This is a genomic window from Acinetobacter sp. GN11, from assembly GCF_054823985.1.
In genome coordinates this window covers 13425-28121 of the sequence record NZ_JRVL01000018.1, presented here as the reverse complement: position 1 = coordinate 28121, position 14697 = coordinate 13425, and the positions used below count along the sequence as shown (strand labels likewise).

The 14697-nt window shown below is 40.0% G+C and carries 13 protein-coding genes; 11 read left to right on the top strand and 2 right to left on the bottom strand.

Annotated features, from left to right (window positions below; genetic code table 11):
* Nucleotides 1-201 precede the first annotated feature (201 nt).
* From NL42_RS02385 to epmA, 5 genes are all read left to right on the top strand, one after another.
* Nucleotides 202-2610 (top strand): FdhF/YdeP family oxidoreductase, encoded by a 2409-nt coding sequence (locus tag NL42_RS02385; protein WP_461311635.1) that lies wholly within the window; start codon nt 202-204, stop codon nt 2608-2610.
* Between the two features lie 78 nt (nt 2611-2688).
* Entirely contained in the window at nt 2689-3480 is a 792-nt protein-coding gene (gene fdhD / locus NL42_RS02380) for a formate dehydrogenase accessory sulfurtransferase FdhD (RefSeq protein WP_461311634.1), read from the top strand.
* Between the two features lie 143 nt (nt 3481-3623).
* Nucleotides 3624-4016 carry a YkvA family protein gene (locus tag NL42_RS02375; RefSeq protein ID WP_045429387.1) on the top strand — a complete coding sequence of 131 codons (393 nt, stop codon included), beginning with the start codon at nt 3624-3626 and terminating at the stop codon, nt 4014-4016.
* A 105-nt stretch (nt 4017-4121) separates the two neighbouring features.
* Nucleotides 4122-5189, top strand: coding sequence for a 4-phosphoerythronate dehydrogenase (locus NL42_RS02370; protein ID WP_461311633.1), 1068 nt, complete (start codon nt 4122-4124; stop codon nt 5187-5189).
* Nucleotides 5186-6160: an EF-P lysine aminoacylase EpmA gene (gene epmA, locus NL42_RS02365; RefSeq protein ID WP_461311632.1), complete on the top strand. Its 975-nt coding sequence runs from the start codon at nt 5186-5188 to the stop codon at nt 6158-6160. Before NL42_RS02370 ends, epmA begins: the two co-directional genes overlap by 4 nt.
* Before the next feature lie 58 nt (nt 6161-6218).
* Here the strand turns inward: epmA and NL42_RS02360 are convergent, their stop codons facing one another.
* Together NL42_RS02360 and radA are read right to left on the bottom strand one after the other, a co-directional pair.
* A complete protein-coding gene (locus NL42_RS02360; protein WP_461311631.1) occupies nt 6219-7196 on the bottom strand; it encodes a Tim44 domain-containing protein in 978 nt (325 codons plus the stop codon).
* 82 nt (nt 7197-7278) lie between these two features.
* Entirely contained in the window at nt 7279-8667 is a 1389-nt protein-coding gene (gene radA, locus NL42_RS02355) for a DNA repair protein RadA (RefSeq protein WP_016137303.1), read from the bottom strand.
* Nucleotides 8668-9156: 489 nt separating this feature from the next.
* Between radA and NL42_RS02350 the strand changes: the two genes are divergently transcribed.
* From NL42_RS02350 to NL42_RS02325, 6 genes are all read left to right on the top strand, one after another.
* Entirely contained in the window at nt 9157-10563 is a 1407-nt protein-coding gene (locus NL42_RS02350) for an amino acid permease (RefSeq protein ID WP_016137304.1), read from the top strand.
* 140 nt (nt 10564-10703) lie between these two features.
* Nucleotides 10704-10928, top strand: a complete 225-nt coding sequence (gene lptM, locus NL42_RS02345; protein WP_016137305.1) for an LPS translocon maturation chaperone LptM — start codon at nt 10704-10706, stop codon at nt 10926-10928.
* 22 nt (nt 10929-10950) lie between these two features.
* Nucleotides 10951-12201: a diaminopimelate decarboxylase gene (gene lysA / locus NL42_RS02340; RefSeq protein ID WP_461311630.1), complete on the top strand. Its 1251-nt coding sequence runs from the start codon at nt 10951-10953 to the stop codon at nt 12199-12201.
* A gap of 5 nt (nt 12202-12206) precedes the next feature.
* Nucleotides 12207-13052, top strand: a complete 846-nt coding sequence (gene dapF, locus NL42_RS02335; protein WP_461311629.1) for a diaminopimelate epimerase — start codon at nt 12207-12209, stop codon at nt 13050-13052.
* 81 nt (nt 13053-13133) lie between these two features.
* On the top strand, nt 13134-14057 hold the full coding sequence (locus NL42_RS02330; protein ID WP_461311628.1) for an ADP-ribosylglycohydrolase family protein: 924 nt from the start codon (nt 13134-13136) through the stop codon (nt 14055-14057).
* 1 nt (nt 14058) lies between these two features.
* Nucleotides 14059-14661 carry an alpha/beta fold hydrolase gene (locus NL42_RS02325; RefSeq protein ID WP_461311627.1) on the top strand — a complete coding sequence of 201 codons (603 nt, stop codon included), beginning with the start codon at nt 14059-14061 and terminating at the stop codon, nt 14659-14661.
* Nucleotides 14662-14697 lie beyond the last annotated feature (36 nt).

Sequence of the window (14697 nt, the reverse complement as noted above, 5' to 3'; positions counted from 1 at the left end):
GATTTGGCTAAATTATTGTAATTATAAAAAATATGGCACATATTATAAGAACGATTGAGCCAGCTTTTAAAATATTGGGAATAGCATAAAAAGCGGACTCTACCCATAAGCTAGACAGCAGATAGCGTAGATATAACCATAATTAAATTGTGAATTTATTGCATCTGTTGAATGTGTAAAAAGAAATAAGAGGATGACAAAGTGGATAATTCTGAAGAACAAAAGCATATACAAGAAAATAACGGCTTTGCGCGAATTGAACCCTACACTCATCCTGCTGGGGGATGGGGGGCACTACTGAGTGTCGCTCGAAATCTAAAACGACAAGATATTTTAAAAAAAGGTTCAATTACCTTACTCAATATTAACCAGCCTACAGGCTTTGATTGTCCGGGCTGCGCATGGCCTGAAAAGAAAAATGCTCATGCGTTTAATTTCTGTGAAAACGGAGCAAAAGCGGTTGCCTTTGAAGCAACCAGTAAAACAGTTACTCCTGAATATTTTGCAGGTCATACAGTCAGTTGGTTGTCTGAACAAAGTGATTTTTTTCTTGAAGACTTAGGGCGTTTAACCGATCCAGTCCGCTACGATGCAGCAACTGATAAATATGTACCTATTTCATGGGATGAAGCTTTTCAGATTATTGCTAAGCATTTACATGCGCTAGACAACCCAGACCAAGCTGCGTTTTATACGTCTGGTCGCGCCAGTAACGAAGCGGCATTTCTATATCAACTATTTGTGCGAAGCTTTGGTACAAATAACTTTCCAGATTGTTCGAACATGTGCCATGAAACCACAAGCGTTGGACTGCTTGATTCGATTGGTTTAGGAAAGGGTACAGTCACCCTAGAAGACTTTGATTTAGCCGATGCAATTTTTAGTTTTGGGCATAATCCCGGAACCAATCACCCACGTATGTTAGGCACTTTGCGTGAAGTGTCTAAACGTGGTGGCAACATTGTTGCGATTAACCCAATTAAAGAACGAGGACTTGAACGTTTCCAAGACCCACAAGCACCGCTTGAAATGATGACCAATGGCAGTACACCTATTAGCCGTTATTATTTCCAACCTAAAATTGGTGGTGACTATGCACTGATGTTAGGTATTTTAAAGCACTTAAATGAGTGGGATAAAAAAGCCCTTGCCTCAGGAAAACCAAGCGTTTTTGACCGAAACTTTATAGCGGTCAATACTATTGGTTTTGATGAAATGATTGCTGAAGTTGAAAAAACTGAATGGGCAGATATTTATAAGCATTCAGGTTTGTCTGCTGAACATTTAGAAAAACTAGCCAAACTCTTTTTAGATTCTGAACGTTCAATTTTTTGTTGGGGTATGGGAATTACCCAGCATCGCCACGGAACTGCCAATGTACATATGTTAGCGAATTTATTGTTGGCACGTGGTCAAATTGGCAGGCCGGGTGCAGGGCTATGTCCAGTTCGTGGACACAGTAATGTGCAGGGCGACCGAACCATGGGCATTAATGAACTACCTAGCCCTAAATTACTCGACAACATTGACCGCGTGTTTGGGATTAAATCCCCTAGAAAAAATGGACATGGTGTCGTTGAAACCATTAAAGCGATGGCTGAAGGTGAGGTTAAAGTCTTTATTGGTTTGGGTGGGAACTTTGCTGTTGCGACGCCAGATACACCGTATACCCAAGAAGCACTTAGAAAGTGTAATTTAACCGTTCATGTTGCCACCAAATTAAACCGTAGTCATTTGGTGTGTGGTAAAGAGGCACTCATTTTGCCATGTTTAGGCCGTACCGAAATTGATGAACAGCTTCATGGCCCACAGGCAATTTCAGTCGAAGATTCGATGAGTAATATCCATTTGTCGGCAGGGCGTAATACTCCAATTTCTGAAAATATTTTATCTGAGCCAGACATTGTGGCAAGAATGGCAGAGGCAGTGTTACCAGATAGCCAAATTAAATGGAAATGGTACATCGAAAGCTATGACCGTATTCGTGATTCAATTGCCGATGTTTTTGATGAATTTCATGATTTTAATTTACGTGTCTATGAACCGGGTGGATTCCACTTAGAGCATCCAGCCAATCAGCACATCTGGAATACAAAAAGTGGTAAAGCACAGTTTATGATTACGCCGCTTAATGAAGTCTATGGCGATAAAGAAAATCAATATGCTGCTGCCTATACCGAGAGTAAAGTTTATACCTTAATGACGACTCGTTCTCACGATCAGTACAACACGACGCTATATGGTCTTGATGACCGTTACCGTGGGGTCTTTGGTCAACGCCGTGTATTGTTTATGAATCAGGCCGATATTGATGAAGCTGGCTTCGAAGCAAATCAGTGGGTCGATATTGAAAGTGTTTTCTCGGATGGCGTTAAACGTATTGTGCATAGTTTCCGAATTGTGCCTTACAACATTCCGCGGGGTAGCTTAGCTGCTTACTATCCGGAAACCAATCCTTTAGTGGCCTTAAGCAGTCATGATAAATATGCCAAGATTCCGGCTTCAAAAAGTGTTCCTGTTATTTTGCATGCCGGTGATGCACCTGAACACTTTAATTTGGCAACAGCAGTTGACCCTGAAGATGCAGATAGAAAAGTAAGCAGCCTTTAAATCAAAGGCGATATTAGAAATGTAATTGAAACAGATGGCGCTTCCAAAAGGCGCCATTCCAATATAAAGGAAATTATTTTGACACCACATTCTTATGGGGTTGAAACATTACAAGTACAGCGGTTTAAGAAAACCGAATCTGAAAGTGTTTTAGATAATATTGTTCAAGAGTATCCAATTGCTTTGGTATATAACGGTATTTCTCATGCAGTGATGATGGCAACACCGACCGATGTGAGTTTGTTTGCTAAAGGTTTTAGTCTCTCTGAAGGAATTTTAACAAGCTTAAACGAGTTGTATGCCATTGAGGTGCATCAAAGTGAATTAGGCATTACGGTGGAGATGACCATTTCATCTAGAGCATTTGCCACATTAAAAGAACGTAGACGAATGTTGGTTGGGCGTACGGGCTGTGGTTTATGTGGTATTGAAAGTTTAGAGCAGTTTCATCTCGATGTTCCTAAAATTACCACCGAACCTTCTAAAGAATGGCTTGCTCAAATTCCGATGGCGATTGCTCATTTAAAGAATCGGCAAGAAATTACTGCTTTAACTGGAGGCGCTCATGCAGCAGCTTGGGTTGTTGAGGGCCAAATTGTCGCTTTATTTGAAGATGTGGGACGTCACAATGCTTTAGACAAATTACTCGGTTATTTAGCTCAAGAAAACTATGACACCAGTTTGGGTTTTGTTGTCATGACCAGTCGTGCAAGCTATGAATTAATTCGTAAATGCGCTCAGCTTAATATAGGTTTATTGGCATCAATTTCCGCTCCAACCAGCATGGCTATTCGGCTGGCAAAAATATCGGGTCTAACTTTGGCTAGTTTTTGTCGTGGTGATGGCTTTGTTTTATATACCGAAGTATGAAGCCTTAAAATAACCATTAAATAAACTCTCATTTAAAGAATGATCAAAAAGATAGAAATTTACATTTCTATTTTTTCTAATTTTAAGCTAGGCATGAGTTTTATACTTTATTATCAGACTTCGGTAGGTCGGAGTGTGTCCCAGTGTCTTGGTTGCAGTCTCTAAAAGATTGGGCAAAACGTCTAAAAAAACAAATTATTATGTTGTGGTTTGCATCAAAGCACCCGCAAATGCCGTTGTTACCAAAAATTATTGCTATTGTAGCGGTAGCTTATGCTTTTAGTCCCATTGATTTAATTCCCGATTTTATTCCTGTTTTGGGTTTACTTGATGAAGCTTTAATTTTACCAATACTCATTTGGTTGGCTGTTCGCTTTACACCAAAACATGTCATTTTAGAGGCAGAACAACAAGCTGAAGAATGGCTTGAACAACAAGAACGCCGTCCTCAAAATTATTTGGTTGCTGTGTTGATTATTCTAGTTTGGATAACTTTGGCTGTGATGGCTTATTTCTATTTTAGCGGTGGTTTATAAGTTCTAAAGGTTCAAGATATAGAGTACTAATTTAAAGGCATTAACATTGTACTTTGCTACAACTCAAAGGATAATAACGTTTTTATAAGCTATGAGTTGCAGACAATGAAAATCGTCGCAGATGAAAATTTGGCATTTACCGATTACTTTTTTTCAGAGTTTGGCGATATTCAACACCATGCAGGGCGTACCTTAACTCATGCAGATGTAAAAGACGCAGAGGCTTTACTGGTTCGCTCGGTAACAGCAGTTAACGAGAGTTTAATTCGAGACACTTCAATAAAATATGTAGGTAGTGCCACAATTGGTACCGATCATTTAGATATTCAAGCTTTAGAAAAACAAGGAATTACATGGGCAAATGCGGCAGGTTGTAATGCTCAGGCAGTTGCTGAATATGTAATTACTGCTTTAATGCATTTAGATGCCAACCTTTTAGAACAACAAGAAAAATTTACCCTAGGTATTGTTGTGCTTGGAAACGTCGGTAAACGTTTAGCATATATGGCTCAGTTGCTTGGCTGGCGTGTGATTGGCTTTGACCCATATGTACAGTTAGATTCAATTGAAAATGTAAGCTTAGAAATGCTCTTGCAACAAGCAAATGCAATTTCAATTCATGTGCCTTTAACCAAAAAAGGTGAGCATGCGACGTATCATCTTTTTGATGAGCAAGCGTTTGCAGCACTTCAACCTAATACACTATTAATTAATAGTGCGCGTGGTCCAGTCGTTAAAGAAGCGGCTTTAATCGAAGATATTCAGCGAACAAAGCGTAAAGTTGTGCTCGATGTATTTGAACATGAGCCAGTCATCTCAGAAGAGCTTCTTGATATGTTGGCTTTGGCAACACCGCATATTGCTGGTTATAGCCTTGAAGGGAAGGCCCGCGGTACACAAATGATTTACGAAGCGTTTTGCCAAAAATTTGGATTCGATATAAATAAGCGTTTCGAAACACAATTGCCTGCGTGCGAAGATTATTTTTCAGGTCATGACTTAAAGGCTGTGTTAAAGCAAAAATTAACTCAAATTTATGATATTGCACAAGACGATGCCAACATACGTGCTTGTATTAAAGACGGCAAAGTAGAGCAAAAAGCATTTGATTTATTACGTAAGAACTATCCGCTACGTCGGGAGTGGGCAGCACATGGAGGGCCGCAGGCATGAGTTTAAGTTATCAACCTACTTGTTCAATTGATGCCTTAAAAGCGCGTGCCAAGCTCTACACCCAAATCCGCCAGTTTTTTGCAGAACGAGATGTTATGGAAGTTGAGACACCGATTGTTTCACAAGCAGGTGTCACCGATGTGCATTTAGCTTCTGTGCAGGTTTTGCGTCATATTAATGGCAAACTGCAAACTCAATATTTACAGACTTCACCTGAGTTTGCCATGAAGCGATTATTGGCAAGTGGTAGTGGACCGATTTACCAGATTTGTAAGGTTTTTCGAGATGATGAACATGGGCGTAAACACAATAGTGAATTTACAATGCTCGAATGGTACCGCCCGAGTTTTGATCTAAAAGCTTTAATGCATGAAACCGCCGATTTATTGCGAAGCTGTTTGCAGCATCGTTTTGGTGAAGTTCGTCCGTTTATTCTAAGTTATAAACATGCCTTTCAGGACCGTTTAGACATTAACCCATTACAAGCAACTTTGAAGCAACTCAAAGATACGGCAAATCGTGTAGGATTAAACCTTGATTTGGGCGATGATCGTTTAGCTTATATTGATTTGTTATTCTCGCATTTTGTTGAACCAAGTTTGGGGTTTGATGCACCTGTCTTTTTAACTGACTTTCCACCAGAAATGGCATCTTTGGCAAAGGTAAAACTCGATGAAGATGGGGAAGAAGTTGCTGCGCGTTTTGAGGTTTATATTGAAGGTTTAGAGCTGGCAAATGCCTATGATGAATTGCTTGATGCAGAGGTGTTACGTTCACGCTTTGAAGCAGACAATGCAGAGCGGGCTAAGCAAGGGTTGCATGTCATGCCTTTAGATGAACACCTATTAGCTGCTTTACCTCATATGCCAGAATGTTCGGGAATTGCTTTAGGTATAGACCGCTTACTCATGGTTGCAATGGATCAGGTTAAAATTGAAAAAGTCATTACATTCCCAGCAGACATTGCTTAAAAACTAACAAATAAAAAAGCCACAATATTGTGGCTTTTTTATTTAGAGCTTATTCAATTTAAGCTTGTTGAATACCTGCAACTACCCAGTCTTGCTGAGAGCCAGCAGGTTTAACAAAGTGCCAGATTTCAGTAAATGGTTGTGGCAAGCTGTTTAAATCTTCACTCACATTACCTGTGAAGCGTACGCTCACAACGTATTGACCATTTTCAGTCGCACTGTCTACAACCATCGCATTAAGATTGCTAAATTCAGCAACGTCTTGATCTTGGTTTTCCATGATGTCGTTATACATAGAAGTATAAAGTTCTGGTGTTAAGTAACGGCGAATTTCTTCAATGTTACTTGCAGTATTCATCGATTGGATGTGATTAAAACGTTGACGTGCGATACGCAAGAACGCAGCTGGTTCACTACCATCTGGAAGTTGGTTGCCATTGCTGGTTGTTACACCGCCAAAAGGAGCTTGGGTTGCAGCGCCACCAGCCACAGACTGACCAAAGATGTTTGTATTATCCCCAGCATTACGTGGTGTCGCTTGTGGTGCAGCAGAACGGCCAAATGGGTTTTGACCGCCGTTGTTTGGTGCGTAAGGATTATTACCCGCTAATTTTTTTTTTGCGCCCAATTTGCGGAATACAAAAAAGGCTAAAGCTGCTGCAAGTAATACCCAAATCCAGCCAGGAATTCCGCCTTTCTTCTCTTCTTGTGCTTGAGCAGCTTGGTCTGTAGCTTGATGTTCAGTTGATGTTGGTTTGTCATCAGCTAAAGCATTTGCTGCAACAGCACCTACGGCAGCACCAGCCACACCAGCTGCAACCATTGAACCAACGCCTGGACCAGATCTTTGAGGTGCAGTAGCAGGTTGTTGAGCAGGAGTCACTTGACGAGGTTGTTGATAAGACTGGCTTGAAGTAGAAGAGCGTGCCATACCGTGGCTTTTACCACCACCTGCACGTTTAGCTTCAGCAAGAGGCGAAATTGCTAAAGCAGCCATTAAAATACCGGTAATCAAGCCACGCTGGTGTACTTCCATAGGAAATTCCTGTCTAAAATTAAATTGTAATAGTATTTATGAAGGTATTTACGCTAAATTTCAACCATAAAAGTATGTTTTTTTATGTCAATTCATCACTGAGTTGCATTGCTTCTGTCAATGCTTCATGTAGACGAGCAACTGCAATGACTTGTACGCCAGGAATTGCTTTTTGCGGCGCATTACCTCTTGGCAAAATGACATACTTAAAGCCATGTTTTGCGGCTTCTTTTAAACGCTCTTGACCATTTGGTACAGGACGAATTTCACCAGAAAGACCAACTTCTCCAAAAACTGCGAGTTGTTGAGGCAAAGCTTTAGTCCGTAAACTTGAAGCACATGCTAACAAAACTGCTAAGTCTGAACCTGTTTCGGTAATTTTTAAGCCACCTACAATGTTCACATAGACGTCTTGACCTGTGGTTTGAACACCACCATGACGATGCATTACAGCAAGGAGCATGTTCAAACGGTTTTGGTCAAGACCCAATGCGACGCGACGAGGTTGCCCTTGAGCATCATCAACTAAGGCTTGGACTTCGACCAAAAGAGGGCGAGTTCCTTCACGGCTAATCATGACGATTGAACCGGGAATCGCTTCATCATAACGACTCAAGAAAATGGCAGAAGGGTTAGCAACTTCACGTAAGCCCTTATCTGTCATGGCAAATACACCCAGTTCATTCACCGCACCAAAACGGTTTTTAACAGCACGAATCATTCGATAGCGTGAGTCGGATTGACCTTCAAAATAAAGTACACAATCCACCATGTGCTCTAAAACACGAGGGCCAGCAAGTGCACCTTCTTTGGTCACATGACCAACAAGAAATAGCGCCGTGCCACTATTTTTTGCATAGCGGGTAAGTAATGCAGCAGATTCACGAATTTGTGAAACACCGCCCGGTGCCGATTGAAGTGTTTCTGTATAAAGCGTTTGGATCGAATCTAAAATAGCCACGACAGGTTTTTCTTGTTCTAAGACTTCGCAAATTCGTTCTACGCAGGTTTCGGCCATGACTTTTAACTGGTCGGTTGGCAAGTCAAGTCGTTGGGCACGAAGCGCAACCTGAGATAAAGATTCTTCACCGGTAATATAAAGTGCAGAGCTTTTTGCACTTGCCATATGGGTTGCTGTTTGCAAAAGAATGGTCGATTTACCAATACCGGGGTCACCACCAATCAAGACAACAGAACCTGTAACTAAGCCTCCGCCAAGTACGCGGTCAAATTCGCTGATGCCAGTCTGTAAGCGGGTTTCATGCGAAAAAGTGACTTTATTTAGCGTTGTAATATTGGCAGCTTGGCCTGCATAGCCCCCATTTTTTGGACGTGCTCGGTGAGCAGTGGTAGGCTCAAGTTTGACTTCAGTCAAAGAATTCCATTCACCACACTCTGAACATTGACCTGCCCATTTAAGGTGGTCGGCACCACATTGTTCGCAACGGTAAACAGTTTTGACTTTGCTCATATTCGACTTCAGTTAAAAACTTCTAAATTAATAGTAGAAACAGAGTATATCAAAACCAAAATAGAGAATCAGTTTTGAAGTGGAATACATTTTGCTTAATTTAAAACAACGAAAATATTAGGTCATTGTCATGTGTTAGATAATTTAAAAGATTAAGGTCGAGTAGGGGTATTTTTTAATAAACAGATGAAGGGCTGAAATGAAATTGAATATTAGAAAAACGGGCAATCGAGTCGTCTTTTTAATTTAAAAATCAGACAAGTTCAAGTCATGTTTATAGACCGTAAAGTGCGTTGTATTGCTATGGGCTTGTGCGTATTATCGGATTTAATTGTATGTAGCTTGAAATCATCAGCAATACAGATAAAAATCAGTTAGCTGAAAAATTATCAAAAAATATACATTTAAAAGATACCTGCAAATGGTGCGATATCGTCTTTTTGATTTTAGCTAACGGACTAAAAAAAATTACTGGAGTGTATTGATAAGATGTCGAATCAAAATCTGAGTGAGTCTCATGAACAAGGTGAGCTCCATCGTAGCCTCTCAAATCGGCATTTACAGCTGATCGCGATTGGCGGTGCAATTGGTACGGGATTATTTATGGGATCAGGCAAAACGATTAGTCTTGCTGGCCCCTCAATCTTATTTATTTACCTGATTATTGGTGTGATGGTGTTTTTTGTCATGCGTGCGCTTGGCGAATTACTTCTTTCAAATCTTGCCTATAAATCATTTATTGATTTCACAACAGATTTAATTGGCCCATGGGCAGGTTATTTTGTCGGTTGGACCTATTGGCTGTGTTGGATCACTATTGGTATTGCCGATCTTTCTGCAATTATCTATTACTTACAATTCTTCAATAATGGTTTACCTTTCTCGCCGGTCGAAGGCGCCATGATCAGTGTTGCAGCCATCGTATTCATTATGGGTTTGAACTTGTTAACAGTTCGCCTGTTTGGTGAATTAGAGTTTTGGTTTGCGCTCATTAAAATCCTAGCAATCATTATTTTAATTGCTGTGGGTCTATGGATGATCTTTACGGGCTTTACTTCGACTACAGGTGAAGTTGCTTCATTTACTCATTTGTGGGCAAATGGCGGTTTCTTCCCAACGGGTGTACATGGCTTCTTGGCAGGTTTCCAGATTGCGATTTTTGCTTTCGTTGGTGTAGAACTTGTCGGAACAACGGCTGCGGAAACTAAAGATCCTGAACGTAATTTGCCTAAAGCAATTAACTCAATTCCAATTCGTATCATTATTTTCTATGTGCTCGCATTAGTTATTGTAATGTCTGTAACACCATGGAATCGAATTGATCCAGCGATCAGCCCATTTGTAAACTTGTTTAGTCAAGCAGGTGTGGCAGCAGCAGCAATCTTGATGAACTTGGTTGTGTTGTCATCAGTAATGTCATCAATGAACAGTGGCGTGTTTTCAACAAGCCGTATGTTATTTGGTCTATCGCGTGAAGATCAGGGTCCAAAAGCTTTTGGTAAATTGAACAGACGTGCAGTACCAGCAAATGCATTGTATTTCTCTGCTGCGTGTTTATTATTAGGTGCGGCTTTACAGTATTTTGTGCCAAATACCGTTGAGGCGTTTACGCTTGCAACAACACTTTCAACGATTTTGTTCATTTGTGTGTGGTTACTCATTATCTGGAGTTATATCCGTTACTACACTACACGTCCTGAGCTACATGCAAAATCAACATTTAAATTGCCGGGTGGCCTATTTACATGTTGGATCACGATTATTTTCTTTATTGGTATGATTTACGTGTTGTCTTTAGAGCCAGATACGTTTAAAGCGCTTAAAGTCAGCCCAATTTGGTTTGTAATCTTGATCATTGGTTATTTCTTCTTCTATAAACCGCGTCATAAAAAGTAATTAAATTTATTTGGTTATGATCAAACGCCAGCTTTAAAGCTGGCGTTTTTTATGCATATTGTTTTTCTCTTTAAGTTTACTCTTTAGCCGCTTGCATGATCACGGTATACTGCATCGAATTGTTTAAATCAGGTGCTCAGATGCGTCGTGTCATTTGCCTCATCAGTTTATTGAGCAGCAGTGTTTTGCTTAGTGCTTGTGGTCAGTCAGGAGTATTACAACTACCTTCTGATCCAAATTATGACAAACGTGCAAAATACTTGCTCTATCGTAATAAAGAACCAAAACAAGCTGTGCAACAGGATGAACAAGCTGATCAGTCAGTTGAATCATCATCAGTTCCAACCCAAACAACATCACCTTAAGCTTTGAAATAAGGACACATTCATGAGTTTCACTCGCATTAATGGAGTATTGCATGCAGAGCAATGTTCTCTGGAGCAGCTTGCGCAGCAATTTGGCACACCTTTGTATGTTTATTCAAAAGCAGCTTTTGAAAAACATTACTTAGATATGGATCGTGCTTTTGACTTTATTGATCATCAAATCTGTTTTGCGGTGAAATCTAACTCAAATTTAGCTGTTCTTAATGTATTGGCAAAACTTGGTGCTGGTTTTGATATCGTATCAGGTGGTGAGCTTGCACGTGTTTTAAAAGCGGGTGGAGATGCATCTAAAGTTGTTTTTTCGGGTTTAGGTAAAACCGAAGTCGATATCGAAACATCTTTAAATGTAGGCATTGCTTGCTTTAACGTAGAGTCTTATGCGGAACTAGATCGACTTCAAAAAGTTGCAGCTCGTCTAGGCAAAAAAGCGCCGATTTCTTTACGTGTAAATCCAGACGTAGATGCAAAAACACATCCTTATATTTCAACAGGCCTTAAAGAAAATAAATTTGGTATTCCAAGTGATACCGTTTATGAAACCTATCAATATGCTGCATCTTTACCAAACCTTGAGATTATTGGAATCGACTGCCACATTGGTTCGCAATTAACCGAGACTAAACCATTCGTTGATGCTTTAGATCGTGTCATGTTGATGATCGAAGAATTAAAAAAACTTGGTATCAATCTTAAACATATTGATATCGGTGGTGGTTTAGGTGTTTGTTATAAAGATGAAACGCCGCCAAGTGTTGAAGAATATGCTAACTCAATGAAACCTGCTTTAGAAAAGTTAGGTCTTAAAGTGTATATGGAACCAGGCCGTAGCATTAGTGCAAATGCAGGTGTGCTTTTAACCAAAGTTGATTTGCTCAAGCCAACGACCCACCGCAACTTTGCCATTATTGATGCTGCAATGAATGATTTAATTCGCCCTGCATTATATGAAGCGTGGATGGATATCCAACCTGTGGTACCAAGTTCAGATACTGAAGAAAAAACTTGGGATCTTGTTGGCGCAATCTGTGAGACAGGTGACTTTATTGGTAAAGATCGCTCATTGGCTTTAAAAGAAAATGACTTGTTAGCTGTTCTCGGTGCTGGTGCTTATGGTTTTGTAATGAGTTCAAATTACAACACACGTGGACGTGCCGCAGAAGTGATGGTGTCTGGTGATAAAGCCTATTTGATTCGTGAACGTGAAACAGTTGAATCCCTTTGGGAAAAAGAAAGTTTATTGCCTGAGGAGTAAATGAAATGTTGTTAGAATTTACTAAAATGCATGGCCTAGGCAATGACTTTATGGTGGTTGATCTAATTAGCCAACGTGCCTATTTAGATACAGAAACAATTCAACGCTTAGCCGATCGCCATTTTGGCATCGGTTTTGATCAGCTTTTAATTGTTGAACCACCAGATTTACCAGAAGCAGATTTTAAATATCGTATTTTTAATGCTGATGGTTCTGAAGTTGAACAATGTGGTAACGGTGTACGCTGTTTTGCTCGCTTTGTACATGAGCGTCATTTAACAACTAAAACAAGTATTACTGTTCAAACCAAAGCAGGGATTGTCAAACCTGAACTTGGGCAAAATGGTTGGGTTCGCGTAAATATGGGCTACCCGAAATTTTTACCAAATGAAATTCCATTTGTTGCTGAACAACCAGAAGCTTTATATACACTTGAGTTAGCTAATGACCAGAACATTACGATTGATGTGGTCAATATGGGCAATCCTCATGCCGTAACGATTGTTCCTGATGTACTCACAGCAGATGTCGCTGGTATTGGCCCGCAAGTTGAATCACATAAACGTTTTCCTGAACGTGTGAATGCTGGATTTATGCAAGTGATTGATGAAAACCATGTGCGCCTTCGTGTATTTGAACGAGGAGTAGGTGAAACACTTGCATGCGGTACAGGGGCTTGTGCTGCTGCGGTAAGTGGCATGCGCCGTGGCTTACTTGCCAACTCAGTTGAAGTTGAATTGGCTGGTGGTAAGTTACAAATCGAATGGCAAGAAGGCGATGTGGTCTGGATGACTGGTCCAACAACCCATGTGTATGATGGGCGTTTGGATTTACGTTATTTCCAAGGCTAAGTAAGATTTTTCTTAGGGAAAAGGCCTTAAATAAGGTCTTTTCCCTTTATTATTTTTACAAGAATAAATATTGAGAGAAAAATGCAAAATAGAATTAGAGGAGCAATTTATGGGTTGCTGATTGGTGATGCAGTCGGTGTGCCATATGAATTTAATTCAGCTTTGCAGCTTCCACCTTACTTATATATTGATATGATTCCACCTAAAGATTTTAGGCGAACTTATCCTAATATTCCAATTGGAACATGGTCAGATGATGGAGCTCAGGCTCTATGTTTATTAGCTTCACTATTGCACTGTCAGAAACTCGATAGTATCGATTTTGCTAACCGTCTTCGCAATTGGTACCGTTATGGTTATATGGCGGTTGATTATCAAGTGTTTGATATTGGAGTGCAAACTGCTCAGGCGTTACAACGTTATGAAGCTGGAGTATCTGTAGAAGAGATGGCTAACACAGATGAACATTCGAATGGTAATGGAGCGTTGATGCGCACATTACCATTGGCATTATGGCATAGGGGATCTGATCAGCAATTAGTTGAGTTAGCCTATCAGCAGTCTCATTTGACGCATGCTCATCTTCGATCAAAAATTTGCTGCGCTTTATATTGCTTATGGGCAAAATATTTATTGAAAGGGCAATCAGTTAATGATGCTTGGAAATCTAGTATTTCCATACTGATGCAACTTTATAAAAATAGTATTAATGAACAACAAGAACTTAATCATATTATTGATTCAACACATGAGAAAAAAATATCGGGCAGTGGTTACGTAGTGGATTGTTTACATTCAGCTCGTTTTGCTCTGCAACAAGGTAATTATGAAGATGTCATTAAAACAGCTATTGCCTTAGGACAAGATACTGATACAACCGCTTGTGTTGCAGGAGGATTAGCAGGAATTGTGTTTGGATATGAAAGGATTCCACAAATATGGTTACAGCAGTTAAGGGGGAAAGAATTGCTAGAGCCGCTATTAACACGATTAGAAGAAGTATGACATGAATTTAATTTTCCTTCCCGGTGCATCAGGCAGTACGACATTTTGGCATCCCTTAATTGAAAAATTACCTCCGCATTACCAGACAAAAATTATTGGTTATCCCGGTTTTGGAGATACACCTGAATCCTTTGAGGTCAAAAGCTTTGAAGACCTAACAAATTATGCGGTCAATCAAATTAATGAAGAATCTGTAATTATTGCGCAATCTATGGGAGGGATTTTTGCTGTTGATGCAGCGTTGCAAAAACCTCAACTTGTGAAAGGGCTAGTCTTGATTGCAACTTCCGGTGGAATCAACCTTGAACGGTTTAATGTGCAAGATTGGCGTGAAGCATACCGCCAAGCATTTTTAAAATATCCAGATTGGTTTGTTACCACTAATGCTAACTACGAAGAGTTTTTATCAGATATAAACATTGAAACTTTATTAATCTGGGGCGATAACGATCCAGTGAGCCCCGTTCAAGTGGGTCAATATTTAAATCAAAAGTTTGAAAATTCGACGTTATATGTTGTGAAAGGTGGGGACCATCAATTAGCAGAAAAACATGCGGATGAAGTTTCAGTTCAAATAGAAACCTACTTAAAAAACCTAATGTAAGTTTTTAAGTCTTATTTAGCGTGCTTTATATCAGCA